Origin of the sequence: Streptomyces minutiscleroticus (assembly GCF_014650875.1) — a bacterium.
Classification (GTDB): Bacteria; Actinomycetota; Actinomycetes; order Streptomycetales; family Streptomycetaceae; genus Streptomyces; species Streptomyces minutiscleroticus.
In genome coordinates, this window is record NZ_BMVU01000007.1 from 1 (window position 1) to 26,187 (window position 26,187).

Sequence of the window (26,187 nt, forward strand, 5' to 3'; positions counted from 1 at the left end):
ACGGATACGCCCCCGGCTCCCCCAGCTTCTCCACCGGATCCCACCCCGCAAGGGCCTCCGGACCGTAGACCGGCTCGATGGGCAGACCGGACTCCGACTCGCGTGCCATGGTGTGTGCCTCCAGCTGAGCTGTTTCGTGGGTACGGATCCGACCCTCGCGACGGACTGTAGTGGCGGCCGTGCGGCCGGTGGAGGGAGCACGCCTTTGAACTTGCTCACAGACCGGGGGAGACCACGCTCACACGCGTCACGCGGAGTTCGCGGACGCGTGTCGGTGGGCAGCATCCCTGCTGCACCGGAGACCGCACCGAGAGCCGCGGGGGACCCCATGCGCCCGTTCCGTACCGCCGTCGCCGCACCGCCCGTCCGCGCCGGTCTGGCCGCGTGCGCGGTGTTCGCGCTGCTGTGCGCCTGTGAGCCGCAGGCCGGCGGCGCGCAGGGGCGGCAGCCCCCGCCCATCAGCATCAGCATCGGCCCCACGGGCACGCCGGACGGCAAGGGCGGGGCGGCAAAGGGGAGCGGTGGTGGCCGGGAGACGGCCGGCGCCCCGGCGAAGGGGAGCGGAGGCGGGGCCTCCCGGTCCGCGCCGCCCGCCGCCTCCACGCCTGCGGCCGCCCCCGCCGCGGTCCTGTGGTCGAGCGGCGACACGGGCCCGCGGGTGCGCGAACTGCAGGCCAGGCTGCGCCAGGTCGCCTGGCTCCACGACGGCCCGACCGGCACCTACGACGACCTGACGGCACAGGCCGTCGAGGGCTTCCAGCGCAAGCGCGGGCTGCCGCGCACGGGCGAGACGGACACCGTCACCTGGCAGCGGCTGCGGGGGATGACGCGCGAACCGGGCTACTGGGAGCTGTACGCCATGGGCGGCCAGCCCGCCGCGCCGCCCGACCCGCGCTGCCTGAGCGGACGGGTGCTGTGCATCAGCAAGACCAGCCGCACCCTGCGCTGGATGATCGACGGCCGGACCGTCTCGACCATGGCCGTGCGCTTCGGCACCGAGCACACGCCCACCCGCGAGGGCGTCTTCAAGGTCTACTTCAAGTCACGCCACCACGTGTCGACGCTCTACGACTCCCCCATGCCGTACGCGATGTTCTTCAGCGGCGGCCAGGCGGTGCACTTCTCGCAGGACTTCGCGGCGCGCGGCTACTCCGGCGGCTCGCACGGCTGTGTCAACGTCCGGGACGAGAAGGCCGTCGCGGCGCTGTTCGCACAGGTGAGGAACGGGGACAAGGTCGTCGTGCACTGGTGACGGCGGCGGCGAGGAGTGAAGAGCCGGCGCGGGCGGGACCGGGGGAACGTGTCCCGCCCGCGCCGATGGGCACTGAGCCGTGGGTACGGGGGGAACCCCGGCTCGTGCGAAGCCGATGACCAGTCGGCTCATCTCCTACAGCGCCGGGGCGGCCGAAACTGTCACACCTGGCTCGCGGAAAGTTCAAAGCGGTACGAGAACACAGGTCAGGAGGCCGGCGAGGGGTGGGGCAGCGGCAGGGAGCCGGTTCCGGTGCCGGGCAGCCCGGCGGGGTGCGGCGGGTGCGGCCGGCTCGTGACCGGCTTCGTCGGTGCGGACCGGACGCCGCCGCGGGAATGCCCGTCACCCGTGCGGACGCCGCCCGGGCGTATGGAGGCGTCGCCGTCGTCGGCGCCCTCGTCGTCGCCGTCGCCGGTGCCCTCGTCGTCGCCGGCGTCGTTCTCGCCGCCCTTGCCGCGGCCGTCCCGGTCCGGCGTCCCGGCGTCCCGGCCGCCGCGGCCGTCGGAGCCCTTCTGCTCCGCGTCCTTCAGCAGGCCCTTGCAGTACTTCCGCACGTGCTGGGCGCCGTTCGCCGCCTCCTCGAGACCGCGCAGGCGCTCGATGCCCAGCGCCTTGCCGTCGCGTACGTCGCGGCAGGCCGAGGCGGTCCCGTGCCGCCGCGCGCCGGCCTCGTCGTCGTGGGGGCCCGCGCCGGAGCCGGACCGCGGGCCGGCGGCGGAGCCGCGGGCCTCGTCGCGCGACGGGGCGTCCGGCGCGACGGACCCGGACGTGCCGCCCCCGGGCGCGGGGGACGCCGGTCCGCCGTCCGCGCTCGCCCCGGGCGACGGTGTGAGAAGCGGGCGGCCGGTCGGGGAGACGGCCGCCGAGACGGAGGCGGCGGGCCCGGGGCGCTCCCCGTCGAACGGCGTCGGCAGGATTCCGGTTCCGGCGGCGACCGCCGCTCCGCCGATCGTGCCGGCGGCGAGGGCCGCCGCCAGGCCGAGGCGCACGGGGCGGCCCCAGACGGAGGGGCCGGATCTGTCCCGGCGCGGGACGGCGACGTGGACGACGCCCATGTCGCAGGCCTCGTCCGTACGTCTGCGGACGCCGGGCGCCGGGTGCGGCCGCTCGGCGGCGGCACCGGTGCGGGCCTGTCGGAAGGCGGCCACGGCGGCGGCCTCACCGGGCAGTTCGGGGCCGGTGGGCGGGGTCCCGGCGGCCAGTGCGCGCAGGGTCCCGGCGAGCCGGTCGGCCCGGGCGCGGACGGCGGCGTCGGCGCATTCGAGCGGCTCTCCGCGCAGCAGGCGTTCCGCCGCCTCCCGATTGAGCCACTTGTCCTGCTCGTCCGCCATCACATGTCCTTCTGCGTCCGCGTCCGCGTATCCGTCACACCGGCGGACGTCACCGGACGGGGGCGCGGTTCTCGCGGCAGGGCCACGACGGCGGGCGGCCCGGGGGATTCCGGATCGTCGCCGAGGAGCTCCGCGAGCCGCTTGAGACCGCGGTGCGCGGCCGTGCGGACGGCGCCCGGGCGTTTGCCGAGGGTCTCGGCGGCGGTCTTCGCGTCGAGGCCGACGACGACGCGGAGCACCACGGCCTCGGCCTGGTCCTGCGGGAGCCGGGCGATGAGGGAGAGGGTGCTGTCGGTGGCGAGCGCCTCGATGGCCTCGCCCGCGGTGTCGGACTCGGCGGCCCGGCCGGTGAGTTCGCTCTCGTCGCCGCCTATGGCGGGCCGCCGGCCGCGCATCCGGATGTGGTCGAGCGCGCGGTTGCGGGCGATGCGCGCGGCCCAGCCGCGGAAGCGGTCCGCATCGCCGCTGAACCGTCCGAGGTCCCGGGCGATCTGCAGCCACGCCTCGGACGTGACGTCCTCGGCGTCCGGGTCGCCGACCAACGTCCGTACGTACCCCAGGAGCCGCGGGTGCACCGATCGGTACACAGTCCGGAAACCGGTCTCGTCCCCGTCCTGTGCCGCAAGCACCGCCGCGGTCAGCTCCGCGTCCTCCCCCAGCACCGCGCCCCTCATTGCGCCCAGCCGGCGCCGCTCTCGCGGACCGGGTTCTCGCCGTCGTGACTTCCTCGATTGGTGGTTGCGGTCGTGCTCCGCATCCGGCGCGAAACGCACGTTACGACGTGAAACCGGTGCGCGTCCACGACCGTACAACGTGCAACTAACTCGTGACCCAAGGGGTGTGACACAAACCGCACCCGTGGCGCTGTAGAGAGTACGGGCCGCCGCGCGGCCCGTGCCGCGCGACGGTCGGGGCCTCTCCTGTGGGGGGTGGCGGCCCCGGCCGTTGCCATCGGCGACGGGAGCTCCCCGACAGGGGAGCTCCCGTTTTCTGCTGTCGGGGACGCGCCGCTGCTACCGCGTGCGGAAGGGGCGCGGGACCGGGCGCACGGTCCCCCGGGGCGGACCGGGGCGGGAGCGGGGCGCTCCGGGCGTCACGCGGGCGACGGGCCGCGGGGCTCACTCCCGTCCGCCGCCCCCTTCGCCCTTGCCGCCGTTGCCGTTGCCGCCGCCGTTCGCGTTGCTCCCGCCGGTCCCGTTGCCGTTGCCGCCGCCGTTCGCATTGCTCCCGCCGGTCCCGTTGCCGCCGCCGTTCGCGTTGCTGCCGTTGCTTCCGCCGTTGCCGTTGCCGCCGCCGTTCGCGTTGCTGCCGTTGCTTCCGCCGTTGCCGTTCCCGCCGCCGTTCGCATTGCTCCCGCCGGTCCCGTTGCCGTTGCCGCCGCCGCTGCTCCCGGCGTTCCCGTTGCCCCCGTTGCCGTTGCCGTTGTTGCCGGCGCTCTCGGCCTTGTCCTTCTTGCCCTTGCCCTTGTCCTTCCCGCCGTTCCCGGGCGTGCCGTCGCCGGACCCGGGCTCCCCGGTCCCCTCCGGTCCACCACTTCCCGTCGGCGTGGGCGGCGGTGTGCCGGGGGCGGTGGCGGGCGCCGAGGGGGTCGCGGGCCCCGCGCCGCCGGGCGGGACGCGCGGGGTCGTGACGTCCCGGTCCGGACGGGGCGGGCCGGCGGGTCCGGCGACGTGCCCGATGGTCGCGAACGCCGCTCCGCCGAGGACCACGCTGCCCAGCAGCAGCGCGCAGACGGTCCGCACGGACCACCGCGCCCCGGCGGCCCTGGGCCGCCAGTCGTCCCGGCGCCGGGTGCGCGCCGCGTGGGCGCCCGCGTCGCGGGCGGCCCGGAAGGCGGCGACCGCCCGCTCCTCGCCGTCGTCGGCGGCGCCCGGTCTCCGTACGGCCTCCGCGAGCAGCGCGTCGAGGCCCGGGGACGCACCGCGTCCGCGCCCGTCCCCCGCGGCGCCCTCCGGCGGCGGGTCGGGCGCGGGCGTTCCGCCGGAGGGCGCGGAACTGCCCCTGGAGGGCGCGGGATCGCCGCCGCGCCCGGGCGTGCGCGGACCACGGGCGGCGGGGCCGTGCCGGCCGGCCGCCCCGGACCCGTCGTCCTCGTTCCAGGACCCGTCGCCGTTCATCTCGACTCCCCCAGCGTGCGTGGCGGTTCATCCGTCACATCGTCGACGCCCAGCCGCCGCGCGAGCCGTTTCAGGCCCCGGTGGACGGCCGTGCGGACCGCCCCCGGGCGCTTGCCGAGCACGCGTGCGGCCGACGGGCCGTCGAGCCCGACCACGATCCGCAGCAGCACCGCCTCCGCCTGGTCCGGGGGCAGTTCGGCGACCAGGCGCAGCGCGGCCTCCGTGGAGAGGGACTCCAGGGCCTGGTCGTGGGTGCTGTGGGTGCCCGGCAGGTCGAGCACGTCCTGCTCGATGACCGACGGCCGCGGCCGGGCCCTCTGCCGCCGCAGGTGGTCGAAGGCCCGGTGCCGCGCGATGGTCGCGGTCCAGCCGCGGAACCCCGCGCCGTCCCCGCGGAAGCGCCCGAGGTCCCGCGCGATCTCCAGCCACGCCTCGGACGCCACGTCCTCCGCGTCGTCGCCGACCAGACCGCGCAGATAGCCCAGCAGCCCCGGCTGCACCAGGCGGTAGGCGACCGCGAAGGCGTGCTCGTCGCCCTGCTGCGCCCGCGCCACGGCGGCGCCCAGTTCCCCGTCGGACCCGCGTCCGCGGTGGGTCTCGCCTCCTCGGCCCAACACTTCCCTCGTTCGCAGCGAACTCGTCCCCGGGTCCGTCCCCGTGAGGCACCGTGCGGCACGGCCGTCGGCGGCCGTGCCTTCGGCAACATCTGCGTCGCGCCGCGCGGAAACGTCACAGGCGCTCAACGGCCGCGGACCGGTCCCGGCCGCCGGGGCGGCGACGGCCGCGGCAGGCCCCGCGCCTCACGGTAGAGCGCGCGCACGGATTCGCGCCCGCCGGTCTCGAAGCGCCGCACCACCTTGCCGAGCGGGTTCCACAGCCGGCCGTCCGGCGTCCGCACGCCCACGGGCCGGCCGAACAGCTCCCGCTGCTCCGGGTCGAACTCGACCCACACGGCGCCGACCCGGCGCACCAGGACCTCGCCGGTGTAGGCGCCGAGTTCGAACAGGACGCGCCCCGCGTCGGCCGGTTCCCGCCCCTCCCCGCGCATCTCGTCGACGATGAAGTCGACGACGCCCAGGCTGTCGACGGAGTAGTCGAGCGGCAGCCGCGACCTCGCCGAGACCCGTCGCACGAACTCCGCCGCGCAGCGCCGCATGCGCAGGTCGGCGGTCGCATGCCTGGTCCGCACTCCCATGCCGCGCCTCCCGCTCCGAGTCCTCCGTCCGCGTGCGCGCGGACCGGTCCGCAGAACAGAGCGCAAGGACCCCTCCGAACGTCACACCCGCCGCCGCGCGGGAGGCCGGGCACCGGCGCCCCGGGGCGGGCGCCGACGGCGGCAGTGACGCAGCGCACACTCTTTCCGGTGGTCTCCGGGGAGTCGTGCGCGCTCAACGGACGACGTCACCCGTGGGGCAGGTGACCTCGATGCGAAGACTTCCCAGGGGCGGGGCACTTGAGCCGCGGGACGACGTACGCGCACGAACCGCTCGGTCCGGGGCGGAGGGCCCGGCCGGCGCGCGGGAGGTGGTCCCGGGCGTCGCCGTCGCCGGGGCCCCCGCCGCGGCGGCGCCCGCGCCCGCCGGCACCGGGTCCGCCGGCACCGGGTCCGCCGGCCGCGACGGCGACGGCCGCGCCGGCCTGGTCCTCGGCACCGAGGACGAGGACACCGGCGACGGCACCCTGCTGTACGTACGTACGTGCCGGCGTCCGCCTCGGGCGCCTCGGGGCGGCCGCCGGGTACTACGGCCCCGCCCGGCTGGGCACGGCGGCCGGGGCCCGGCCGGGCCAGGTGCTCGCGCCGTGGCCCGCGGCACAGGGGACAACGGGCCGGGCCCACCGGACCGGGCGGCGAAGCGCCCCGCAGGACCGGACGGCGGAGAACCGGGATCCCGTACGAGGGCGTCCCGGCCCGCTCCGCCGCTACGCGGCGGCCGCCGCCGTCGCCTCCCGGCACAGCAGGTGCAGCGAGCCGTCCCCGGACCAGCAGCGCCGGGCCTCGACCACCGGGTCCCAGTACCGGCCGTCCGGGGTGCGCAGCATCAGGCCGAGGTGCGTCTCCAGCCACTCGCCGCCGGTGTGCCGCGCGATCACCTCGCCCGCGTACGCGCCGAAGCAGCGCAGCACGGTGTGCACGGCGTCGTACGGCGCGCCGTCCCTGCGTATCTCCTGGATCGTGCGGTCGACGCTCCACAGGCTGCGCGCCGAGTAGTCCAGCCGCAGCCGCGCCCCCTCGCGCAGGACGGCGACCGCGTCCGCCGCCCAGCGGATGGGCCGCGCCGCGGCCGGATGCCTTGTTGCCATCTGTGCAGTCACACAGAGGAAGATCCGTCCTGCGGGCCCGTCCTGTCACGCCCCGGTCCGGGCGGTACGCCCGACCGACGCGAGACCGCCCCAGGGCTCTCGCAGGACGGCCACAGGAACTCCCCGGGACCTGCGCGGTTCCGCGCCCGCGGCGGCACGGGCACGGCGGCGGGACCGGTGCCGGGGCGCGGCGTCCGGACAGGCACCGGAGGACGGCCGGGGGCGGGTGCCCGTCAGCTCCGTCCGCGCGCCCTGCGGGAGACGACCGCGCGCAGCACCCGGCGGCCCTCGGTGGAGATCTCCAGGGCCTGGCGCAGTCCGCCGGTCCCCTGGACCGCGAGCAGTTCCAGGACGGCGGTCTGGCGGCGCAGCTCGGCCGCGACGAGCGGCGGCAGGCCCTCCGCCCCTCCCCCGCGGCGCGCCTCCACCCAGGCGGCGTCGTCCTCGTAGGCGTCGAGCAGCCCGTGCACGCGCAGGGCCGCGACGGAGCAGGCGTCGGCCCACACGCGCAGGGCCGCGGCGTCCAGGGCGTCCGGGGCGGCCGACAGCATCCCGCGGACGAGCGGCACGGTCTCGTCGCCGGGGCCGCCCGCCTCCGCGGCGGCGGGCCCGAGGTCCCCGCGCACCTTGGCGAGCCGCTCGCCCCAGTCCGCGTCCTCCGCGAGCCCCGTCCACAGGGGCCGCAGGGTCTCGTCGTCACCGCCCAGCAGCGGTACGCAGCGGTCCAGGCACCCCAGGGCGCTCGCCGCCAGTGCCGGTCCGCCGGCTCCGGCGATCAGTTCGACCAGACTCATCGCGCCTCCCCTTGCGCCTCCCCCTCGGCGGACGCCGCCTTTCACGGAGCCCGCACATTTTCCCTTACTGCGCCCCGGCCGGCCGGAATGTCACAGGGGCACGACGCCCAGGCGGTCCAGGAACCGGAAGAAGAGCATCTCCGCCGAGGGCTCGTCCTCGGCGCTCAGCACCTCCAGGAGGGGCCGCTCGGCGACGGTGCGGCCGGCCTCCTCGGCCCAGGCCAGGGCCCGGGCGACGGCGTCGCGCGGCTCCAGGAAGTAGTCGTCGACGCTCGGTCCGTCCCCGCCGGACCCGAGGTGCCCGGCCATCGCGCCGCGCGCCAGGCACGTCGTCCAGGCCCCGCCGCGCGGCGCGGCGGCCTCGACGACCACGCAGTCGCCGCCCATCACGTAGCCGAAGAGGGCGGGCGCGCCGGTCTCGGCGGCCAGGCCGGCCATGTCCCCCACGTCACCGGCGCCGTCCTTGCTCGGGTACTGCCAGACCTGCCAGCCCTCGGACGTCATCTCGTGCAGCGTCATCCCCTGTACGTCCGCCAGCGCGGCCAGCCCGGCGAGCGGCTTCTCGCTCCTGCCGACGACGTAGTACCCCCAGAAGCCCATGCGGCGTCCCCCCAGACTCTCGACCCGCTCGGGCCGAATACACCACAGGGAGCGGCCCGCCGCCACCGGAACGGGCACAACGCCGCGGCGGGCGGCCGGTACCCGCCGCCGTGTGCCCGGTACCGCGCGGCCGCCGCCGGCCCGCCGCGCCGCCGGCCGTCCCGTCCCGCGTCCGCGCCGTCCGGCGCCGGGAGGCCGGCCCCCGGTCCGGCCCCTCAGCCCAGCCGCCCGGCCAGTGCCTCGAACTCGGCCCAGGACAGGTCCGGCTCCCCCGGGTCCCAGAGCTTCTGCGCCAGCGCCCGCAGCGGCATCCGGACGCCGGCGGCCACCTGGTCCTGCGTCTGCCGGGTCGCGAGGTCGCACCAGACGGCGAAGGAGGCGCCGAGGATCTGGCCGTCGTAGCGCTCGGGGACCGGCTCGGTGCCGCGCACCACGCGCGGGGTCCACTTCTCGTAGATGCGCTTCCCGGTCGGGTAGACGAAGGTGTTGGGCTCGCCGAGCACGTAGTAGAGGAACTCGTCGTTGTAGTTGATCATCCTGCGGCCCTCGGCCAGGTACTCGTCGGGCTGCCGCGCGCCGATCTCCTTGCCCGTCCAGTACGCGACCTCCAGGTCCCCGTCCGGCCGGACCGCCCCGCCGGGGAAGAAGCCGTCGTTCCACGCCCGCAGGGTCCGGTCGTGGCGGCGCACCGTCCTCGCGCGGTCGTTCAGCCAGCCGGTCGCGAGGTCCTTCACGCCGGCGGCCGCCCCGTACTTCTTCCGCGCCGCGGCGGCCAGCCGCGGGTACGACGCCTCCGGGTCGGACGCGACCAGCGCCTGGTACTCGTCGGCGCCCAGGTGCCAGTACCCGCCGGGGAACAGCTCGGCGTACTCGTCCAGCAGGTCGTCGACGACGTCCGCCGCCGCGGGGTCGGAGATGTCGACCGCGCCCCGGGTGGGCGTGCCCGACGCGGTGCGCAGCTGCAGGTCCGGGTGGGCGGCGATCACCGCGCCCAGGTGGCCGGGCGAGTCGATCTCGGGGACGACCGTGATGTGCCGGCTCTCCGCGAGCGCGACGATCCTCTTCACCTCGGCCTTCGTCAGGTGCGGCGAGGAGACGACCTCCGGGTGCGAGTCCGACTCGATGCGGAAGGCCTGGTCGTCGGAGAAGTGCAGGCCCAGCTCGTTGTACTTCAGGTCGCCCAGCTCGCGGATGCGGTCCTCGATCCAGCCGGCGGTGAAGTGCTTGCGCGCGATGTCCAGCATGAAGCCGCGCCGGGGCTTGGCCGGCTCGTCGCGTACCACGCCCTCGGGGGCCGTGCCGCCGCCGTGCACCTCCTGCTTCAGCGTGCGCGTCCCGTAGAAGACGCCCGCCTCGGCGGGTCCGGCGACGCGCACCCGCCCGTCCCGCACGGTCAGGGTGTACGACTCCGGGCCGCCGTCGCCGCCGAGGGCCAGCTCGACGTCGCCCGCGCGGGCGCCGGCCCGGCCCGCGTACGCCAGCCCCAGCTCGTCCGCGAGCAGCCTCCCCTCGTCGGCCAGGTCCGTGTCGCCCACGACGACCCGGCCGCCCTTCGCCGGCTTCCAGCCGGGACCCCGGGCCGGGGTGTGCCCGCGGACGGCGGGGATGGTGCGGGGCGCCTCCGACAGGGGGTACGTGCGCGAGGGCGAGGGGGACGCCGACGACGCCGGAGCGCTCCCCGAGGGACGCGAGCCCGTCGTGGCCCCGTCGCCGTCCGGCCAGACGGCGACGGCCACGGCGACGGCGCCCGCCGCCACGATCGCCGCCGCGGCCGGCAGCGGCCCGCCCGGTCCGCGCCGCGCCGGGGCCCGGCGCCTGCGTCCGCTCACCGCGTCTCACCCATCCCCATACGCTGCACCCCCGCGGCCGGCCTCCGGCGTGCGCCGCCCCGCTGATCGTCCACTAAGCGTTCTGAAACCTGCCCGGTCGAGTGAAATTCGGGCATCCGTCGGACAGCTCCTGTCAACTCTCGATAACTTGGCTGCACATCCCTCACTGCATCCCCTCCCGATGCACACGTGGCGGCCCTCCGGACCGTCACCGAGCCGCCGAGGATCCCACGCTGTCTCCGCAGTCTTCACCCCACCCCTCCCGTCCCCGCGACGCGGCCCCGGTCGTACCGGAGCAGGGCCGCGCGCCGTCCCCCGCCGCCCTGGAGCGGTTCAACCGCGCGCCCGCCGACACCGTCGAGGACGCCCTGCTGTCCTGCTACCCCAGCCCCCGCTGGGCCCGGCGGATCGCCGCGCACCGCCCCTACCCCGACCTGGAGTCGCTGCTGGCGGCCGCCGACGAGGCGGCGTACGACCTGACGGCCGCCGAGCTCGCCGGGGCGCTGGCCCGCGAGGCCCCGTCGCCCCCGCCCGGGTACGCCTCCGCCGCCGCGCTGACCGCCCTGGGCGCGGCCCACGCGGCGTACGAGAGCCGCTTCGGCCACGTCTTCGTGATCTGCCTGGACGACGCGGCCCCGGACGAGGCGCTCGACCGGGTGCTGGCCGGGATCCGGGCGCGGCTGGCCCACGACCCCGACGAGGAGCGCGCCGTCGTCGCGGAGGAGCTGCGGCGCCTGGCCCGCGGCCGGCTCGCCCGCCTGGTCGGGCGGTACGCCGGGCGCGACACGCCCGACGGGCGCCGGTATCGCGAGGATCATCCCGGTTCGGGTGACCCCGGTCACCCGTACGTGCCCGTTTGATTGCCTGTTTGATCACACAGACGGGCCCGCTGTAAGCGTTCCGACAAGTCGTCGCTACGATGGCCGGGGCCGGTGGACCGTACCCGGCCGGGCCCGTCCGACACGACAAGCCGGCGCGGCCCCAATCCCCGCTCCCGGAGGGTTCTTCCGTGCCGGCTGGAACGCTGTACCGCGGCCGGGAAGGAATGTGGTCCTGGGTGGCTCACCGAGTCACCGGCGTCCTCATCTTCTTCTTCCTGTTCGTACACGTGCTGGACACCGCTCTCGTCCGTGTCTCCCCGGAGGCCTACGACAAGGTCGTGGCCACCTACAAGACCCCGCTCGTCGCGCTGCTGGAGTACGGCCTCGTCGCCGCCATCCTCTTCCACGCGCTCAACGGCCTGCGGGTGATCGCCGTCGACTTCTGGTCGAAGGGCCCCCGCTACCAGAAGCAGATGCTCTGGACCGTCGTAGGCATTTGGGTCGTGCTGATGATCGGGGCGCTGTACCCGGTCCTCGGGCACGCCGTCCGTGAACTGTTCGGGGGCTGAGGCAGATGTCGACCACTGAGACCACCGCTTCCGGCGTCGGCCCCGTCGAGGGCGCGTCGCCGTACGGCCCGGACAACCCGGCCCCGTTCATCGAGCCCCCGCGCAAGCGGACCAAGAAGACCCCGAGGTCGACCCGCGGCAACTTCGAGATGGCCGCCTGGCTCTTCATGCGCCTGTCGGGCATCGTCCTGGTCGTCCTGGTCATCGGCCACCTGCTGATCCAGCTCGTCCTGGACGGCGGCGTCTCCAAGATCGGCTTCGCCTTCGTGGCCGGCCGCTGGGCGTCCCCCTGGTGGCAGGTCTGGGACCTCGCCATGCTGTGGCTGGCGATGCTGCACGGCGCGAACGGCCTGCGGACGATCGTCAACGACTACGCGGAGCGTCCGAACACCCGCCTGTGGCTGAAGGCTCTGCTCTACACCGCCACGGTGTTCACCATCCTGCTGGGCACGTTGGTGATCTTCACCTTCGACCCGAACATCCGCTAGGCACGGGGCTGCGACCATCATGAAGATCCACAAGTACGACACCGTCATCGTCGGCGCCGGCGGCGCCGGCATGCGCGCCGCCATCGAGGCGACGAAGCGCAGCCGCACCGCCGTGCTGACCAAGCTCTACCCCACCCGCTCCCACACGGGCGCCGCGCAGGGCGGCATGGCCGCCGCGCTGGCCAACGTGGAGGAGGACAACTGGGAGTGGCACACCTTCGACACGGTCAAGGGCGGTGACTACCTGGTCGACCAGGACGCCGCCGAGATCCTGGCGAAGGAGGCCATCGACTCCGTCCTCGACCTGGAGAAGATGGGCCTGCCGTTCAACCGCACCCCGGACGGCACCATCGACCAGCGCCGCTTCGGCGGTCACAGCCGCAACCACGGCGAGGCCCCGGTCCGCCGGTCCTGCTACGCGGCGGACCGCACCGGCCACATGATCCTCCAGACGCTGTACCAGAACTGCGTGAAGGAGGGCGTGGAGTTCTTCAACGAGTTCTACGTCCTCGACCAGCTGATCACCGAGGTCGACGGCGTCAAGCGCTCGGCCGGCGTGGTCGCGTACGAGCTGGCGACCGGCGAGATCCACGTCTTCCAGGCGAAGGCCGTGATCTACGCGTCCGGCGGCACCGGCAAGTTCTTCAAGGTGACGTCCAACGCGCACACGCTGACCGGCGACGGCCAGGCCGCCGTCTACCGCCGGGGCATCCCGCTGGAGGACATGGAGTTCTTCCAGTTCCACCCGACCGGCATCTGGCGCATGGGCATCCTGCTCACGGAGGGCGCCCGCGGTGAGGGCGGCATCCTGCGCAACAAGGACGGCGAGCGCTTCATGGAGAAGTACGCGCCGGTCATGAAGGACCTCGCCTCCCGCGACGTCGTCTCGCGCTCCATCTACACGGAGATCCGCGAGGGCCGCGGCTGCGGTCCCGAGGGCGACCACGTCTACCTCGACCTCACGCACCTGCCGCCGGAGCAGCTCGACGCCAAGCTCCCGGACATCACCGAGTTCGCCCGGACCTACCTCGGCATCGAGCCCTACACGGACCCGATCCCGATCCAGCCCACCGCGCACTACGCCATGGGCGGCATCCCGACGAACGTCCAGGGCGAGGTCCTCGCGGACAACACCACCGTCGTCCCGGGCCTGTACGCGGCCGGCGAGGTCGCGTGCGTGTCGGTGCACGGCGCCAACCGCCTGGGCACCAACTCCCTGCTCGACATCAACGTCTTCGGCCGCCGGGCCGGCATCGCCGCCGCGGAGTACAGCCAGAAGGCCGACTTCGTGGAGCTCCCGGAGAACCCGGAGTCCCTCGTCGTCGAGCAGATCGAGCGGCTGCGCGCCTCCACGGGCACCGAGCGGGTCGCCGAGCTGCGCCGCGAGCTGCAGGAGACCATGGACGCCAACGTCATGGTGTTCCGCACCGAGCAGACGATCAAGACGGCGGTCGAGAAGATCGCCGAGCTGCGAGCGCGGTACAAGAACGTGTCGATCCAGGACAAGGGCAAGCGGTTCAACACCGACCTGCTGGAGGCCGTCGAGCTGGGCAACCTGCTCGACCTGGCCGAGGTCATGGCCGTGTCCGCGCTCGCGCGCAAGGAGTCCCGCGGCGGTCACTACCGCGAGGACTACCCGAACCGCGACGACGTCAACTTCATGCGCCACACCATGGCGTACCGCGAGGTGGGCGACGACGGCTCCGAGTCCATCCGTCTCGACTACAAGCCGGTCGTCCAGACCCGCTACCAGCCGATGGAGCGTAAGTACTGATGGCTACCCCCGTACTGGACAAGGCGGAGGCCCCCTCCACCGCGTCCCCCTACATCACGGTCACCTTCCGCGTCCGGCGCTTCAACCCGGAGGTCGCGGCGGAGGCCACCTGGGAAGACTTCCAGCTGGAGATCGACCCCAAGGAGCGCGTCCTCGACGGCCTCCACAAGATCAAGTGGGACCTGGACGGCACGCTGACGTTCCGGCGCTCCTGCGCGCACGGCATCTGCGGCTCCGACGCCATGCGGATCAACGGCAAGAACCGCCTGGCCTGCAAGACGCTGATCAAGGACATCAACCCCGAGAAGCCGATCACGGTCGAGCCCATCAAGGGCCTGACGGTCCTGAAGGACCTCGTGGTCGACATGGAGCCGTTCTTCCAGGCGTACCGCGACGTCATGCCCTTCCTGATCACGAAGGACACGAACGAGCCGACGCGCGAGCGGCTGCAGTCCGCCGAGGACCGCGAGCGCTTCGACGACACCACGAAGTGCATCCTCTGCGCCGCCTGCACCTCCTCGTGCCCGGTCTTCTGGAACGACGGCCAGTACTTCGGCCCGGCCGCGATCGTGAACGCGCACCGCTTCATCTTCGACAGCCGTGACGAGGCGGGCGAGCAGCGCCTGGAGATCCTCAACGACAAGGACGGCGTGTGGCGCTGCCGCACCACGTTCAACTGCACGGACGCCTGCCCGCGCGGTATCGAGGTCACCAAGGCGATCCAGGAGGTGAAGCGGGCGCTGATCACGCGCCGCTTCTGACACCGCCGCGACGCCCGATCCCCGAGGGCCCCGTCTCCGGCCGGAGACGGGGCCCTCGGGCATGCGCGCCCTGTTCTCAGCACCCCGAAGGGCATCCTCTTCGCCAGGACCGCGGTACTGGCCGCGTCCAAGTGGCGGGAGACCCGGCAGACGCGCGCCGCCGGCCCGGGCGGGCGCGCCCACCACGGCGGGGACGGCCGGACGTACGACCCGCGGGGCGGCTGGTCCCACACGCCGCCCGCCCGTGGCGACGGCATCTGCGCCGCTGGTTAGGCTCTGTTCCCGTGCCAGCAGCGAACGACAGCCCCGGCCGGCCGGACTCCGGCGAGGAACGGACCGGCCGGGAAGCCACCGGTTCCGAGCGGACCGGCCAGGCCAAGAGCGAGCAGACCCGCGCCCTGATCCTCCAGACGGCCCTGCGCCTGTTCCAGGAGCGGGGCTACGACAGGACGACGATGCGGGCCATCGCCAAGGAGGCCGGGGTCTCCGTCGGCAACGCCTACTACTACTTCGTCGGCAAGGAGCACCTGATCCAGGGCTTCTACGACCGGATCGGCGCCGAGCACCAGGTGGCGGTGGAGCCGGTGCTGGAGCGCGAGACGGACCTGGAGGCGCGGATCGCCGGGGTGCTGAAGGCGTGGCTCGACGTCGCGGAGCCGTACCACGAGTTCGCGGCCCAGTTCTTCAAGAACGCCGCCGACCCCGACAGTCCGCTCAGCCCCTTCTCCCCCGAGTCGGCGGGCCCGCGCGAGGAGGCGATCGCCCTGCACCGCGAGGTGCTCTCCGGGGCGAAGGCGAAGGTGCCGGACGAGCTGAAGGACGTGCTGCCGGAGCTGATGTGGCTCTCCCAGATGGGGCTGGTCCTGTACTGGGTCTTCGACCGGACCGAGGGCCGCGAGCGCAGCTACCGCCTCGCCGAACGCGGCGCCCGGCTGACCACCCGCGGCGTCTCCCTGGCCCGCTTCCGCGTACTGCGCCCCCTCGTCCACGAGGTCCACGAGCTGTTCACGGACTTCCTGCCCGGGATGACACACATGCTGCCGGACCCGGCCGTCAAGGGGCGGGGCAAGTGATCACTCATGGGTGAAGCGGCTCGAACGGGACGTTCCGGTCCTGCCCCGCCTACGATGATGCTCTCGACAACCAGCTCCCAGGAGGCACGTGATGTCCGCAGCATCCGTCGAGCGGCCTCCCGGCGAGCGTCCGCTGATCGCGGAGGCGAACCGTCTCATGGACCGCCTTCCGGGCTACCGCGTCGAGATCATCGAAGACCAGATCCTCGTGTCCCCACCACCGGACGGCCCGCACGCCCGCGCCCTGACCAAGCTCATGCGCCCGTTCCTCGCAGCGGGACTGGACGACGGTCCCACTGAAGTCCTCCAGGGCGTCGGGCTGTGGCTGCCCACCGGCACCGAGGACTACGCGATCCCGGACCTCGCCGTGGTGGACGCCGACATCGACGACCATCTCGTCGGGAACAACTCCTACGACCCCGTCGTCCTCCGTCTCGTCCTGGAGGTCACGTCGGGCAACTGGAAGACCGACCTGAAGACCAAGGCCGCCGCCTACGCCGAGGCCGGGATCCCGGTCTACGTGATCGTCGACCGCAGGCACCAGCGCCTCCACGTCCTCACCGACCCGGCCGGGAGCGAGTACGCGGGCCACCGCGTCCACTCCCCCGGCGAGTCGGTCGCCCTCCCCGACTCCATCGGCGCCAAGGTCACCCTGGACGTCGACGAGGTGCTGCGGGCGGGCCGGCCGCAGCCGCGTCCCGACGGATGACTCAGGCGGCCGTCCGCTCCGGGGTCCGGGACGCCGTACGCAATCCGAACCGGGACCGAGCCGGGACCGAGGCCGGGACGGGGCCAGAGCCGGTACCGGGACCGGGCCGCGACCAGAGCCGGAGCCGCGGCCGGGGACGGGGACGGGGACGGGGACGGGGACGGCCAAAGGAGCCCTTGTCCTGATCGGCTCAGGGGGCCGGTACCAGCGCCCACACCGTCTTGCCGTGCACGCCGCGGCTCCACACCCCCCAGGCGGTGGTCAGCTGCTCCACCAGGTGCAGGCCGCGGCCGGACTCGTCGTTCGGACCGGGCCGCTCGCGCAGGCGCGGCTGCGCCGAGCCCTCGTCGGAGACCTCGATGAAGCAGGAGCCGTCCGCGAGCGCGGTCACCGCGACCTCGAACTCGCGCTCCAGGACCGGGCCGTGCCGCACGGCGTTCGTCGCGAGCTCGGAGACGAGCAGGACGGCGTCCTCCAGCGCCGGGTCCCCGTCCGAGTGCCCCCAGTCCGCCAGGTGTTCGCGCACCCGGGCCCGGGCGATGCCGACGGACGCCGGATGCCGGGGCAGCCGGAAGGAGTTGCGCCTCACCACACGTATGCTCCTCACCCCGCACACACCTCCCCCACACACATGGTGCTGCGTCGGGCGCTCCCGCGCCGTCACTTCCGCAATCACCGCTCCCGCGAGATCGCGTCACATCCGGAACGGCCACGCACGGTCCCCGCCCGGCGCCACCGCTGCGGAGATACGGTTCGCCAGCCGCGTCGTCACCGCTCAGAGCGCGCTTCCCGCCTCCCGCGGCGCAACGGGCCGGGGCATCACGGACGGCCTCCTTCCGGCGCCCCGGGCCATCGGGGCCGTGTTCGGGGCGCCCGCGGCTGTCCTGATCCGGACCCCCGGCGCGGCGGTGCGCGGCCCGGCCGGAGCGGGCAGCGCGACGAAGTCCGTCGTACCGGCCCCGCGGGGCCCGGCAGCGGTCACCGGCGGCCGCTCGTCCGGCGGCGGTTTCCGGACGTCCGCACGGTCCGCTTTCCGCTTTGCGGATGTGTATGGCTCGACTTTGCTCAGTACGGCCTCGGGGGGCCCGCCGCGAGAACCGGCGGACCCCCTTGCGGAGCCTTGCCGCGCCCCTGCCGGGCGGTCGTCTCAGGCCCGGCGCGAGGCCAGTTCGACGACCGTGACGTCGGAGGGCGCGCCGACCCGCGTCGGCGGCCCCCAGGCGCCCGCGCCGCGCGACACGTACAGCTGCGTGTCGCCGTACCGCTCCAGGCCCGCGAGCGTGGGGTTGGCCCGGTCGGCGATCAGGGGGCCGGGCCAGAGCTGGCCGCCGTGGGTGTGCCCGGACAGCTGGAGGTCCACGCCGTGCCGGACGGCGTCGTGGATCTGCACCGGCTGGTGCGCCATCAGCACGCACGCGCGGTCGCGGTCCCGGTCGCCGAGCGCCTTGTCGTAGTCGGGCCCCTGGCCCTCGTCCTCGCCGGCGACGTCGTTCACACCCGCGAGGTCGAAGCCGGGCAGCTCCGTACGGGCGTTCTCCAGCGGCCGCAGCCCGAGCGAGCGCACCTGCTCCACCCACTGCTCGGCCCCGGAGAAGTACTCGTGGTTGCCGGTCACGAAGTACGCGCCGTGCCGCGCCCGCAGCTGGGCGAGCGGCGCCGCGGCGGGCCCGAGGTCCTCGACGCTGCCGTCGACGAGGTCGCCCACGACGGCGATCAGGTCGGGGTTGGTGGAGTTGACCGTGTCGACGACCTTCTGCGCGAAGCCGCGGCCGAGCACAGGACCGAGGTGGATGTCGCTGACCACGGCGATCCGGTAGCCGTGGGCCGCGCGCGGCAGCTTCGCCAGCGGCACGGTGATCCGCTTGACCTTCGGGCCGCGCAGGACGCCGTACGTGCCGTGGCCGACGGTCCCGACCGCGGCGACCGCCGCGGCGGCGCCGACGGCGCGGGCGACGAAGAGGCGGCGGGAGGGACCGCCGGGCACGGGCCGCGCGGTGTCCGCGCCGGCCGCCGCGGACGGCTCCCGCCCGGCGGCACCGGACGCGCCGGTCCCGGCCTCGCCGCCGGCCGCCGTCCCCGCGTCCGCGCCGGAGCCCTCGGGCTCCGCCGTGGCCGTACCGCGCGCGGCGGTGGCGGAGGCGCCGCCCGCGGGGGCCGCGTCCTCGCGCGGCGCGCCCGCGGGCCCTGCCGTCCCGGCCGCCGCGGGGCCGTCCGCCGCGGACTCCGCTCTACCGGACTCCGCCGTACCGGGTCCCGTCGCGGCGGGCTCCTCCGTGACGGTCCCGAGCGCGCCCGCGCCGGAGGCCGTCTCCCCGCCTCCGGGCCGCGCGGCGGACGCGGGGCCCGCGGCGGGCGCGGAGGCCGTCCCGGCGGGCGCGGGACCGGTGGCGGCCGTGCCGGCGCCGGCGGGGCCGCCGTCCCGCTCCGCCGTCCGCGAGGGCTCCGCCCCGCCCGCGCGCGCCGCGCGCCGTTCGAGGAACAGCCGCAGCAGCGGCCGCACCAGCTCGCCCACCAGGAGCGCGAGCAGCAGGTACATGGCCAGCACCATGTACAGGAAGCCCGGCCAGGCCAGCACGCGCTGGAGGGCGAAGGGCATGCCCATGCGCCCGCCCGCGAGCGCGGCGAGCATCAGTACGGGCCCGACGACGAGCACGGCCGTGCCGATGCGCCGGGCGGGCCCTGGCCCCGCGGTCGTGTCGCGGACCAGCCGCCGCCACACGTACCAGTGCAGGACGGCGAGCAGGGCGAGGACGAGCAGTAAGAACACGATCACCATGGCGGCGCTCCCCTAAGTGCCTATGCCGTGCGCCGCAGTGCGCGCAGTCCGCGCAACCCGATGGCCCCCACGATCGTCCCCAGAACAAAGGAGACGACGGCGAGCGTCAGGTGCACCCAGAAGTACGCGGTCGGGTCACCGGCGTCGTCGAAGGCCAGCCCGCTGCCGTCCTTCCACAGGTTCTTGACGAAAGTGATCCAGATGACCCAACTCCACACCCCGAAGGCGAGCAGGAACCAGGAGACGGGACGGCTGAGCTTCATGCGTTCAGTATCACCGCCGCCCGCTGGCCGCCGCGTGCGGGGTGGGGAGGGGGGTGCCGGGGCCGACCGGGGACCCTGTAATTTCTCGGTCGTGCCCGCCTCTCAACGGATCGTCAGGACCTCCCTGTTGATCACCTCAGCGTCCCTGTTGTCCGTCTCCCTGTCCGTGCCCGCGGTCGCGGACGAGAAGCCGAAGCCCCCGGCGTCGATGTCGACGGTGGGCGGCGAGCGCCTCGGGAGGGCGGGGACCCAGGTGGAGCTGGGCAGCGGTGCCCCGGTGCTGCCCAAGGAGCTGACGGCGCGCTCCTGGATCGTCGCGGACGCGGAGTCCGGCGACGTGCTGGCCGCGCACAACGCGCACTGGAAGCTGCCCCCGGCGAGCACCCTGAAGATGCTGTTCGCGGACACGCTGCTGCCGAGGTTCCCCCGGACCGAGAAGCACGAGGTCGAGCTGTCCGACCTGGCGGGCGTCGGCGCGGGCTCCAGCACGGTGGGGATCAAGGAGAACGAGACGTACACGGTCCACGACCTGTGGCTCGGCGTCTTCCTGCGCTCCGGCAACGACGCCGTGCACGTGCTCTCCGCGATGAACGGAGGCGTCGACAAGACGGTCGCGGACATGCAGGAGCACGCCGACGAGCTCCGGGCCACGGACACGACCGTGGCCAGCCCCGACGGCTACGACGCGCCGGGCCAGGTCTCCTCCGCGTACGACCTGACGCTGTTCGCCCGCTCCGGGCTGCAGAAGAAGGACTTCCGGGAGTACTGCTCGACCGTGCGGGCGCAGTTCCCCGGCGAGACGAAGAAGGACAAGAAGGGGAGGACCACCCGCGGCTCCTTCGAGATCCAGAACACCAACCGGCTGCTGACCGGCGACTACGACGTGGACACCTACAAGGGCATCGCGGGGGTGAAGAACGGCAACACCACCAACGCCGGCGCCACCTTCACCGGGGTCGCCGAGCGCGACGGCAGGGTGCTGCTCGTGACGGTGATGAACCCGCAGAAGAACGAGCACAACGAGGTCTATAAGGAGACCGCGCGGCTGCTCGACTGGGGCTTCGCGGCGGCCGGGAAGGTGGAGCCGGTCGGCGAGCTGGTGGCGCCGCGCAGCGCGAGCCCGGACGCGCGGCCGGGCGGCACGGCGGCCCCGGAGAGCCGGGAGTCCGCGCGGGCCGCCGCGGCCGCCGCGCCGGGGACCGGGAGGTCGAGCGGTGCCGGGGTCGCGCTGGGCGTCGCCGGCGGGCTGCTGGCCCTGCTGGCGGGCGGTGCGTTCCTGATCAACCGTCGGTGGCCGCTGCCCGATCTGGTGCGCCGCCGGACGCGGCACTGACCTCCTCCTTCGGCGCGTCGTGCTCGCGCGTCGCCGTCCACGCGGCGCAGTACAGCACCAGCTTCGAGGTGAAGTTGATCCACAGCAGCAGGGCGATCGGCACGCCGAAGGCGCCGTACATGCTCTTGGCCGCGACGCCCTGCAGATAGCCGCTGAGCAGTAGTTTCAGCAGCTCGAACCCGGCGGCGCCGAGCAGTGCCGCGGTGATCAGCCGGCGGCGCTTGGGCTCGACGCCGGGCAGCAGCGTCAGGACGTACAGGAGCAGCAGGAAGTCGGCGAGGACGGCGACCAGGAACGCGGCGGCCTGCAGCAGGACGCCGCCGAAGCCGTTCTCGTCGATGCCGAGGCGGCGCGTCGTCCAGCCGATCGCCGCGGAGGCGAGGCCGGAGGCGGCCACGGAGACGAGGACGGCGCCGCCGAGGCCGAGGAGCACCCCGGCGTCGCCGGCCTTGCGCAGCAGGGGGTTCTCGTCGGGCTCGGGCAGTTCCCAGACGTCCCGGAGGGACTCCCGTACGGAACCGATCCAGCTGATGCCGGTGACCAGCAGCAGGGCGCCCGCGATGACACCGACCTTGCCCGCGTTGTCCACGAGCCCGCCGATGTCCAGCTGGTCCGCGATTCCGGGGATCTGCTCGGCCAGCTTGTCCTCCAGCGTGCGCACCTGCGCGTCGCTGAGGGCCGCGGCGGCGACCGCGGCGGTGACGGTGAGCAGCGGGAAGAGGGCGACGAAGCTGGTGAAGGTCATGGCGGCGGCCAGACGCGTCCACTTCACCCGGTCCAGGCGCTCGTACGAACGCCACGCGTGCGTCTCCATCAGGCGCGCGAGCCACGGCCCGATGCCCGGAAGCTTCTTCAGCCAGTCCATGTCCGGCCTCTGCCCCCGTCGCGGAAAACCAATGTCCGCGTCCCCCAGAAGCGCAGGACAGTGGCGAGCGCCATGCCCACCACGGCGCCGGAGACGGTGTCCGCGTGCCGCGAGGTGAGCCCGAGCCCGTAGTGGCTGACGGCCAGGCACAGCAGCTGCACGAGCGCGCCCGCGGCGTTCACCGCGAGGAAGACCCCGTACTGGCGCAGGCGCGGCCCGGTGCGGTGCCGGTAGGGGCCGAGCGCGTTGCCCGCGTACGCCACGGAGCAGCCGGCCGCGAACGACAGGGCCTTGGCGGTCAGCGGGTCCAGGCCCGCCGGTCCGCGCAGCCAGAGGAAGAGGGCGAGGTCGGCGGCGTACGCGACGAGGCCGGCGGCGGCGAAGCCGAGCAGTTCCCGCGACCGGCGCGGGCGGCGCCGGGTGCGCGAGGGGTCCGCGGTCCACGGGTGGCGCGGGGTCCACCGGCGGCGCCGGACCCACCGGCGGCGCGAGGCCCGCGGGTGGCTCGGGGTCCACCGACGGCGCGAGGTCCGCAGGTGGCGCGGGATCCGCCGGCGGCGCGAGGTCCACCGGCGGTGCCGGGCCCGTCGGCGGCGCGGGGTCCGCGGGTGGTGCGGGGCGCTCACCAGCCGGCCACCGCCAGCCCGTACATCGCCAGCCACACCAGCCCGATCAGGGCGAGCGCGCGGTCGTGCAGGACCACGTCCTCGGGCTCGCCGGCCGTGCCCCGGTCGGCGAAGACGGCGTAGCGCAGGACCGCCAGGATGAACGCGACCACCGACAGCTGCCGCCAGGGCAGCAGGCCGGACTCGGGCGGACCGCCCTCCAGGGCCCACAGGCAGTAGCCGAGGACGGCGACGCCGGCCGCGAGCTGCCAGACGAAGCGCAGGTAGCCGGTGGTGTACTCGCTGAGCAGCGCCCGGGTGGCACCCGCCTTGCCGGCCATCTGCACGGCCTCGGAGTAGCGCTTGGCGGCGACCATGAACAGCGCGCCGAAGCCGGCCGTGATCAGGAACCAGCGCGACAGCGGGATGCCGAGCGCGAGCCCGCCGATCATCGCCCGCATCAGGAAGCCCGTGGCCACGACGGCGAGGTCGACGACGAGGACGTGCTTCAGGCTGACGCAGTACGCCAGCTGCATGCCGAGGTAGGCGGTGAGCAGCGCCGCGGTGACCGGTGAGCCGAGGAGGGCCGCGGCGGCGGGCGCGAGGACGGCGAGGGCGCCGCCGACGGCGTACGCGACCGGCACCGGCACCTGCCCGGCGGCGACCGGGCGCCGGCACTTGACGGGGTGGGCGCGGTCGGCGTCGGCGTCCCGGGCGTCGTTGATCAGGTAGACGGCGGCGGAGCACGCCGTGAACAGCACGAAGACCAGGGCGGTGCGGAGCAGGGCGTGGCGCGAGAACAGCTCGCCCGCGGCGGCGGGGGCCGCCACCACCAGGACGTTCTTGATCCACTGCCGGGGACGGGCGGTGCGGACGAGGCCGGACAGCAGACCGCCCCGGCCCGGCGGCACGGGCCCCGGCCCCGGTCCGCGGACGCGGGTCCTGCCCAGGTCCAGGAGCGCGGTGTCGGTCACGGCCGGGACCTCCCGTTCGTCCAGCGGCTGCCCAGCCGGGCCGTGAGCGCGCCGAGGACCGCGCCCGCCGCCACGTCCGAGGGGTAGTGGACGCCGACGACCAGGCGCGACAGGCACATCGCGGCGGCCAGGGGCGGCACCGCGGCGGCGACGGGCGGGCGCAGCGCGCCGTACGCGACGGCAGCCGCCACCGCCGACGTGGCGTGCGAGCTGGGGAAGGAGTGCCGCCCGGCGGTGCGGACCAGCGGCTCGACGTGCCCGGGGCGCGGGCGGCGCACGAGCCGCTTCACCCCCATGCTGGCCAGGTGCGCGCCCGCCGTCAGGGCCGTGGCGCGCAGCCAGGCGCCGCGCCGCTCGCGGTCGGCGGCGGCGCCCGCCAGGCCGAGCGCGAGCCACAGCGTGCCGTGCTCGCCGGCCCGGGACAGGGCGCGGGCGGCGGCCGCGACGCGGGCGTCCGCGGCCCGGGCGCGGAGGGCCGACAGGAGCCGGCGGTCCAGGCCGTCGAGGTCGTCGAGTTCGTCCATGTGGACCCACTGTTCACCGCAACACCCCTGGAACTCCGTCACTATTGAGCGACATCCCATTAATCACCCATTTCGGGGAGGGATACGAGGTTTCTGGGCTGAACTTCTCAATAGTGGCGTTACGGTCGCCCGTATGCCTGCCGACACGGTTTCCGTCACCGGGTGGGGACGCACGGCCCCCACCACCGCCCGTCTGGTCCGCCCCCGCACCTACCAGGAGGCGGCGGACGCCGTCCGCTCCTGCGGCGCCCGCGGGGGCATCCCGCGGGGGCTCGGGCGGGCGTACGGCGACGCGGCGCAGAACGCGGGCGGGGCCGTCCTGGACATGACGGGCCTGGACCGCGTGCACCTGATCGACGCGGCCGGCGGGACGGTGCTGTGCGACGCCGGGATCTCGCTGCACCGGCTGATGCAGGTCCTGCTGCCGCTCGGCTGGTTCGTGCCCGTGACGCCCGGGACCCGCTACGTGACGGTCGGCGGGGCGATCGGCGCGGACATCCACGGCAAGAACCACCACGTCTCGGGGTCCTTCTCGCGGCACGTGCTGTCCATGGAGCTCCTCACCGCCGACGGCGGGATCCGCACCGTGCGCCCCGGCACGCCCCTGTTCGACGCCACCGCCGGCGGCATGGGGCTGACCGGCGTCGTCCTCACGGCGACGCTGCGGCTGCTGCCCGTGGAGACGTCGCTGATGTCGGTGGACACCGAGCGCGCCACGGACCTCGACGACCTGATGGCCCGTCTGACGGCCACCGACCACCGCTACCGCTACTCGGTCGCCTGGATCGACCTGCTCGCGCGCGGCGGGTCGACGGGGCGCTCGGTGCTGACCCGCGGTGACCACGCGCCCCTGGACGCCCTGCCGGACCGTGCGCGCCGCGACCCGCTGGAGTTCCGCCCCGGTCGGCTGCCCGCCGCCCCGTCCTTCGTCCCGGAGGGCCTGCTGGGCCGCACCACCGTGGGCCTGTTCAACGAGGCCTGGTACCGCAGGGCGCCCCGCGCGCGCACCGGGCAGCTCCAGTCGCTGACCGCCTTCTTCCACCCGCTGGACGGCGTACCGCACTGGAACCGCGTCTACGGCCGGTCCGGCTTCGTGCAGTACCAGTTCGTCGTCGGGTACGGGCAGGAGGACACCCTGCGGCGGGTGGTGCACCGCATCGCGCGCCGGGGCTGCCCCTCGTTCCTCGCCGTCCTCAAGCGCTTCGGCGAGGGCGACCCGGGCTGGCTGTCCTTCCCGATGCCCGGCTGGACCCTCGCCCTGGACATCCCGGCCGGCCTGCCCGGCCTCGACCTCTTCCTCGACGAGCTGGACGAGGAGGTCGCCGCCGCGGACGGCCGCGTCTACCTCGCGAAGGACTCCCGGCTGCGGCCCGGACTGCTGGGCGCGATGTACCCGCGGCTGGAGCAGTTCCGGCGGCTGCGCGGCGAGCTGGACCCGGACGGGGTGTTCACCTCGGACCTGTCCCGGCGCCTGGGCCTGTGACGCGCCCGCGGCTCCCCCGGTCCCCGCGCCCGGGCCTCCCCCACCTCCGCATCCCCTACAGGAAGTCGGTTCCATGAAGGACGCCTTCGGTACCCCGCAGTCGCTGCTCGTCCTCGGCGGCACCTCCGAGATCGCGCTGGCCACCGCGCGCCGGCTGATCGCCCGCCGCACCCGGACGGTCTGGCTGGCGGGCCGCCCCTCCCCCGCTCTGGAGTCGGCCGCCGAGGAGCTGCGCGCCCTCGGCGCCGACGTGCGGACCGCCGCCTTCGACGCGCTCGACCCCGGGAGCCACGAGACGGTGCTCGGCAAGGTCTTCGCCGAGGGCGACATCGACCTGGTGCTGCTCGCCTTCGGCGTCCTGGGCGACCAGGCGCACGACGAGCGGGACCCCGCGGCGGCGGTGCGCGTGGCACAGACCAACTACACCGGCGCCGTCTCCGCCGGCCTGCTCTGCGCCCAGGCCCTCCAGGCGCAGGGGCACGGCTCCCTGGTGGTCCTGTCCTCGGTGGCCGCCGAGCGCGCCCGCCGCGCCAACTTCATCTACGGCTCCAGCAAGGCGGGCCTCGACGCCTTCGCGCAGGGCCTGGGCGACGCGCTGTACGGCACGGGCGTGCACGTCATGGTCGTACGCCCCGGCTTCGTCCGCTCGCGGATGACCGCGGGGCTGCCCCGGGCGCCGCTCGCCACCACCCCGGAGGCGGTCGCCGCGGCCGTCGAGGCGGGCCTGCGGCGGCGCGCGGAGACGGTGTGGGTCCCCGGGGCGCTGCGGGTGGTGATGTCGGCGCTGCGGCACGCACCGCGCCCGCTGTTCCGCCGGCTGCCGGTCTGAGCCCGCCCCGGGGCCCCGGCCCGCCACCGCCCGGCATCAACGACGACCCCGCCGCTGCCACCCCGGGGACCGGCCGCCACCTCCGACCCCGGAAACCGGCGCGACACCCCCGGATC

The 26,187-nt window shown here is 74.8% G+C and carries 27 protein-coding genes; 11 read left to right on the forward strand and 16 right to left on the reverse strand.

All coding sequences use genetic code 11. The features are described from left to right. The first annotated feature begins 328 nt into the window (after window positions 1–328). Window positions 329–1,252 carry a L,D-transpeptidase family protein gene (locus IE271_RS10875; protein ID WP_190190037.1) on the forward strand — a complete coding sequence of 308 codons (924 nt, stop codon included), beginning with the start codon at window positions 329–331 and terminating at the stop codon, window positions 1,250–1,252. Between the two features lie 206 nt (window positions 1,253–1,458). Here IE271_RS10875 and IE271_RS10880 read toward each other — a convergent pair whose 3' ends face one another. The 9 genes from IE271_RS10880 to IE271_RS10920 form a co-directional block, all read right to left on the reverse strand. Beyond that, the gene (locus IE271_RS10880) at window positions 1,459–2,583 is read right to left on the reverse strand and encodes an extensin (protein WP_190190038.1); all 1,125 of its coding nucleotides are present in this window, start codon (window positions 2,581–2,583) and stop codon (window positions 1,459–1,461) included. Then, complete coding sequence (locus IE271_RS10885; protein WP_190190039.1) at window positions 2,583–3,245, reverse strand: RNA polymerase sigma factor; 663 nt, start codon at window positions 3,243–3,245, stop codon at window positions 2,583–2,585. Before IE271_RS10885 ends, IE271_RS10880 begins: the two co-directional genes overlap by 1 nt. A gap of 456 nt (window positions 3,246–3,701) precedes the next feature. Further along, entirely contained in the window at window positions 3,702–4,700 is a 999-nt protein-coding gene (locus tag IE271_RS10890; protein WP_190190040.1) for a hypothetical protein, read from the reverse strand. Beyond that, window positions 4,697–5,314: an RNA polymerase sigma factor gene (locus IE271_RS10895; protein WP_190190173.1), complete on the reverse strand. Its 618-nt coding sequence runs from the start codon at window positions 5,312–5,314 to the stop codon at window positions 4,697–4,699. The genes IE271_RS10890 and IE271_RS10895 overlap by 4 nt, the downstream gene beginning before the upstream one ends. 125 nt (window positions 5,315–5,439) lie before the next feature. Further along, window positions 5,440–5,895, reverse strand: coding sequence for a hypothetical protein (locus IE271_RS10900; RefSeq protein WP_229919249.1), 456 nt, complete (start codon window positions 5,893–5,895; stop codon window positions 5,440–5,442). Between the two features lie 725 nt (window positions 5,896–6,620). Next, window positions 6,621–7,001, reverse strand: a complete 381-nt coding sequence (locus IE271_RS10905; RefSeq protein ID WP_229919250.1) for a hypothetical protein — start codon at window positions 6,999–7,001, stop codon at window positions 6,621–6,623. A gap of 233 nt (window positions 7,002–7,234) precedes the next feature. After that, window positions 7,235–7,795 carry a hypothetical protein gene (locus IE271_RS10910; protein ID WP_190190042.1) on the reverse strand — a complete coding sequence of 187 codons (561 nt, stop codon included), beginning with the start codon at window positions 7,793–7,795 and terminating at the stop codon, window positions 7,235–7,237. A gap of 90 nt (window positions 7,796–7,885) precedes the next feature. After that, window positions 7,886–8,395, reverse strand: coding sequence for a hypothetical protein (locus IE271_RS10915; RefSeq protein ID WP_190190043.1), 510 nt, complete (start codon window positions 8,393–8,395; stop codon window positions 7,886–7,888). Window positions 8,396–8,610: 215 nt separating this feature from the next. Beyond that, on the reverse strand, window positions 8,611–10,152 hold the full coding sequence (locus IE271_RS10920; RefSeq protein WP_229919262.1) for a beta-N-acetylhexosaminidase: 1,542 nt from the start codon (window positions 10,150–10,152) through the stop codon (window positions 8,611–8,613). A gap of 173 nt (window positions 10,153–10,325) precedes the next feature. Between IE271_RS10920 and IE271_RS10925 the strand changes: the two genes are divergently transcribed. From IE271_RS10925 to IE271_RS10955, 7 genes are all read left to right on the forward strand, one after another. Next, complete coding sequence (locus IE271_RS10925; protein WP_373308744.1) at window positions 10,326–11,084, forward strand: 2-oxo-4-hydroxy-4-carboxy-5-ureidoimidazoline decarboxylase; 759 nt, start codon at window positions 10,326–10,328, stop codon at window positions 11,082–11,084. A 149-nt stretch (window positions 11,085–11,233) separates the two neighbouring features. After that, entirely contained in the window at window positions 11,234–11,614 is a 381-nt protein-coding gene (gene sdhC / locus IE271_RS10930; RefSeq protein ID WP_190190044.1) for a succinate dehydrogenase, cytochrome b556 subunit, read from the forward strand. 5 nt (window positions 11,615–11,619) lie between these two features. Further along, window positions 11,620–12,102 (forward strand): succinate dehydrogenase hydrophobic membrane anchor subunit, encoded by a 483-nt coding sequence (locus IE271_RS10935; protein ID WP_190190045.1) that lies wholly within the window; start codon window positions 11,620–11,622, stop codon window positions 12,100–12,102. Window positions 12,103–12,121: 19 nt separating this feature from the next. Continuing rightward, the gene (sdhA, locus tag IE271_RS10940; RefSeq protein WP_190190046.1) at window positions 12,122–13,876 is read left to right on the forward strand and encodes a succinate dehydrogenase flavoprotein subunit; all 1,755 of its coding nucleotides are present in this window, start codon (window positions 12,122–12,124) and stop codon (window positions 13,874–13,876) included. Continuing rightward, window positions 13,876–14,637, forward strand: a complete 762-nt coding sequence (locus tag IE271_RS10945) for a succinate dehydrogenase iron-sulfur subunit (RefSeq protein ID WP_190190047.1) — start codon at window positions 13,876–13,878, stop codon at window positions 14,635–14,637. The genes sdhA and IE271_RS10945 overlap by 1 nt, the downstream gene beginning before the upstream one ends. 284 nt (window positions 14,638–14,921) lie before the next feature. Next, the gene (locus tag IE271_RS10950; RefSeq protein ID WP_190190048.1) at window positions 14,922–15,710 is read left to right on the forward strand and encodes a TetR/AcrR family transcriptional regulator; all 789 of its coding nucleotides are present in this window, start codon (window positions 14,922–14,924) and stop codon (window positions 15,708–15,710) included. Between the two features lie 91 nt (window positions 15,711–15,801). Further along, window positions 15,802–16,419 (forward strand): Uma2 family endonuclease, encoded by a 618-nt coding sequence (locus IE271_RS10955; RefSeq protein WP_190190049.1) that lies wholly within the window; start codon window positions 15,802–15,804, stop codon window positions 16,417–16,419. A 190-nt stretch (window positions 16,420–16,609) separates the two neighbouring features. Here the strand turns inward: IE271_RS10955 and IE271_RS10960 are convergent, their stop codons facing one another. The 3 genes from IE271_RS10960 to IE271_RS41855 all read right to left on the reverse strand — a co-directional run bounded on the left by IE271_RS10960 (window position 16,610) and on the right by IE271_RS41855 (window position 19,458). After that, complete coding sequence (locus IE271_RS10960) at window positions 16,610–17,011, reverse strand: ATP-binding protein (RefSeq protein WP_190190050.1); 402 nt, start codon at window positions 17,009–17,011, stop codon at window positions 16,610–16,612. A gap of 555 nt (window positions 17,012–17,566) precedes the next feature. Further along, the gene (locus IE271_RS10965) at window positions 17,567–19,195 is read right to left on the reverse strand and encodes a metallophosphoesterase (RefSeq protein ID WP_190190051.1); all 1,629 of its coding nucleotides are present in this window, start codon (window positions 19,193–19,195) and stop codon (window positions 17,567–17,569) included. Between the two features lie 20 nt (window positions 19,196–19,215). Continuing rightward, window positions 19,216–19,458: an SCO4848 family membrane protein gene (locus tag IE271_RS41855; RefSeq protein WP_229919251.1), complete on the reverse strand. Its 243-nt coding sequence runs from the start codon at window positions 19,456–19,458 to the stop codon at window positions 19,216–19,218. A 91-nt stretch (window positions 19,459–19,549) separates the two neighbouring features. Here IE271_RS41855 and IE271_RS10970 point away from each other — a divergent pair, with 91 nt between their 5' ends. Next, window positions 19,550–20,791, forward strand: coding sequence for a D-alanyl-D-alanine carboxypeptidase family protein (locus IE271_RS10970; protein WP_373308745.1), 1,242 nt, complete (start codon window positions 19,550–19,552; stop codon window positions 20,789–20,791). On the opposite strand, the gene IE271_RS10975 is transcribed toward IE271_RS10970, so the two are convergent. The 4 genes from IE271_RS10975 to IE271_RS10990 form a co-directional block, all read right to left on the reverse strand. After that, window positions 20,739–21,656, reverse strand: a complete 918-nt coding sequence (locus IE271_RS10975; RefSeq protein WP_190190053.1) for a YihY/virulence factor BrkB family protein — start codon at window positions 21,654–21,656, stop codon at window positions 20,739–20,741. The two genes, IE271_RS10970 and IE271_RS10975, sit on opposite strands and share 53 nt — an antisense overlap. Beyond that, entirely contained in the window at window positions 21,644–22,048 is a 405-nt protein-coding gene (locus IE271_RS10980) for a GtrA family protein (RefSeq protein WP_190190176.1), read from the reverse strand. Before IE271_RS10980 ends, IE271_RS10975 begins: the two co-directional genes overlap by 13 nt. Window positions 22,049–22,278: 230 nt before the next feature. Further along, window positions 22,279–23,235, reverse strand: a complete 957-nt coding sequence (locus IE271_RS10985) for a decaprenyl-phosphate phosphoribosyltransferase (protein WP_190190054.1) — start codon at window positions 23,233–23,235, stop codon at window positions 22,279–22,281. Continuing rightward, on the reverse strand, window positions 23,232–23,759 hold the full coding sequence (locus tag IE271_RS10990) for a phosphatase PAP2 family protein (RefSeq protein WP_190190055.1): 528 nt from the start codon (window positions 23,757–23,759) through the stop codon (window positions 23,232–23,234). The genes IE271_RS10985 and IE271_RS10990 overlap by 4 nt, the downstream gene beginning before the upstream one ends. Before the next feature lie 133 nt (window positions 23,760–23,892). On the opposite strand from IE271_RS10990, the gene dprE1 reads away from it, so the two are divergent. Both dprE1 and dprE2 read left to right on the forward strand, forming a co-directional pair. Then, window positions 23,893–25,242: a decaprenylphosphoryl-beta-D-ribose oxidase gene (dprE1, locus tag IE271_RS10995; RefSeq protein ID WP_190190056.1), complete on the forward strand. Its 1,350-nt coding sequence runs from the start codon at window positions 23,893–23,895 to the stop codon at window positions 25,240–25,242. A 73-nt stretch (window positions 25,243–25,315) separates the two neighbouring features. After that, window positions 25,316–26,071, forward strand: a complete 756-nt coding sequence (gene dprE2 / locus IE271_RS11000; RefSeq protein ID WP_190190057.1) for a decaprenylphospho-beta-D-erythro-pentofuranosid-2-ulose 2-reductase — start codon at window positions 25,316–25,318, stop codon at window positions 26,069–26,071. Window positions 26,072–26,187: the final 116 nt, after the last annotated feature.

Excerpts from the sequence above, each read along its gene's own strand:
- IE271_RS10875 (WP_190190037.1), top strand. The coding sequence starts at position 329 with ATGCGCCCGTTCCGTACCGCCGTCGCCGCACCGCCCGTCCGCGCCGGT.
- IE271_RS10880 (WP_190190038.1), bottom strand. The coding sequence starts at position 2,583 with ATGGCGGACGAGCAGGACAAGTGGCTCAATCGGGAGGCGGCGGAACGC.
- IE271_RS10890 (WP_190190040.1), bottom strand. The coding sequence starts at position 4,700 with ATGAACGGCGACGGGTCCTGGAACGAGGACGACGGGTCCGGGGCGGCC.
- IE271_RS10900 (WP_229919249.1), bottom strand. The coding sequence starts at position 5,895 with ATGGGAGTGCGGACCAGGCATGCGACCGCCGACCTGCGCATGCGGCGC.
- IE271_RS10905 (WP_229919250.1), bottom strand. The coding sequence starts at position 7,001 with ATGGCAACAAGGCATCCGGCCGCGGCGCGGCCCATCCGCTGGGCGGCG.
- IE271_RS10910 (WP_190190042.1), bottom strand. The coding sequence starts at position 7,795 with ATGAGTCTGGTCGAACTGATCGCCGGAGCCGGCGGACCGGCACTGGCG.
- IE271_RS10915 (WP_190190043.1), bottom strand. The coding sequence starts at position 8,395 with ATGGGCTTCTGGGGGTACTACGTCGTCGGCAGGAGCGAGAAGCCGCTC.
- IE271_RS10935 (WP_190190045.1), top strand. The coding sequence starts at position 11,620 with ATGTCGACCACTGAGACCACCGCTTCCGGCGTCGGCCCCGTCGAGGGC.
- sdhA (WP_190190046.1), top strand. The coding sequence starts at position 12,122 with ATGAAGATCCACAAGTACGACACCGTCATCGTCGGCGCCGGCGGCGCC.
- IE271_RS10945 (WP_190190047.1), top strand. The coding sequence starts at position 13,876 with ATGGCTACCCCCGTACTGGACAAGGCGGAGGCCCCCTCCACCGCGTCC.
- IE271_RS10955 (WP_190190049.1), top strand. The coding sequence starts at position 15,802 with ATGTCCGCAGCATCCGTCGAGCGGCCTCCCGGCGAGCGTCCGCTGATC.
- IE271_RS10965 (WP_190190051.1), bottom strand. The coding sequence starts at position 19,195 with ATGGTGATCGTGTTCTTACTGCTCGTCCTCGCCCTGCTCGCCGTCCTG.
- IE271_RS41855 (WP_229919251.1), bottom strand. The coding sequence starts at position 19,458 with ATGAAGCTCAGCCGTCCCGTCTCCTGGTTCCTGCTCGCCTTCGGGGTG.
- IE271_RS10975 (WP_190190053.1), bottom strand. The coding sequence starts at position 21,656 with ATGGACTGGCTGAAGAAGCTTCCGGGCATCGGGCCGTGGCTCGCGCGC.
- IE271_RS10990 (WP_190190055.1), bottom strand. The coding sequence starts at position 23,759 with ATGGACGAACTCGACGACCTCGACGGCCTGGACCGCCGGCTCCTGTCG.
- dprE1 (WP_190190056.1), top strand. The coding sequence starts at position 23,893 with ATGCCTGCCGACACGGTTTCCGTCACCGGGTGGGGACGCACGGCCCCC.
- dprE2 (WP_190190057.1), top strand. The coding sequence starts at position 25,316 with ATGAAGGACGCCTTCGGTACCCCGCAGTCGCTGCTCGTCCTCGGCGGC.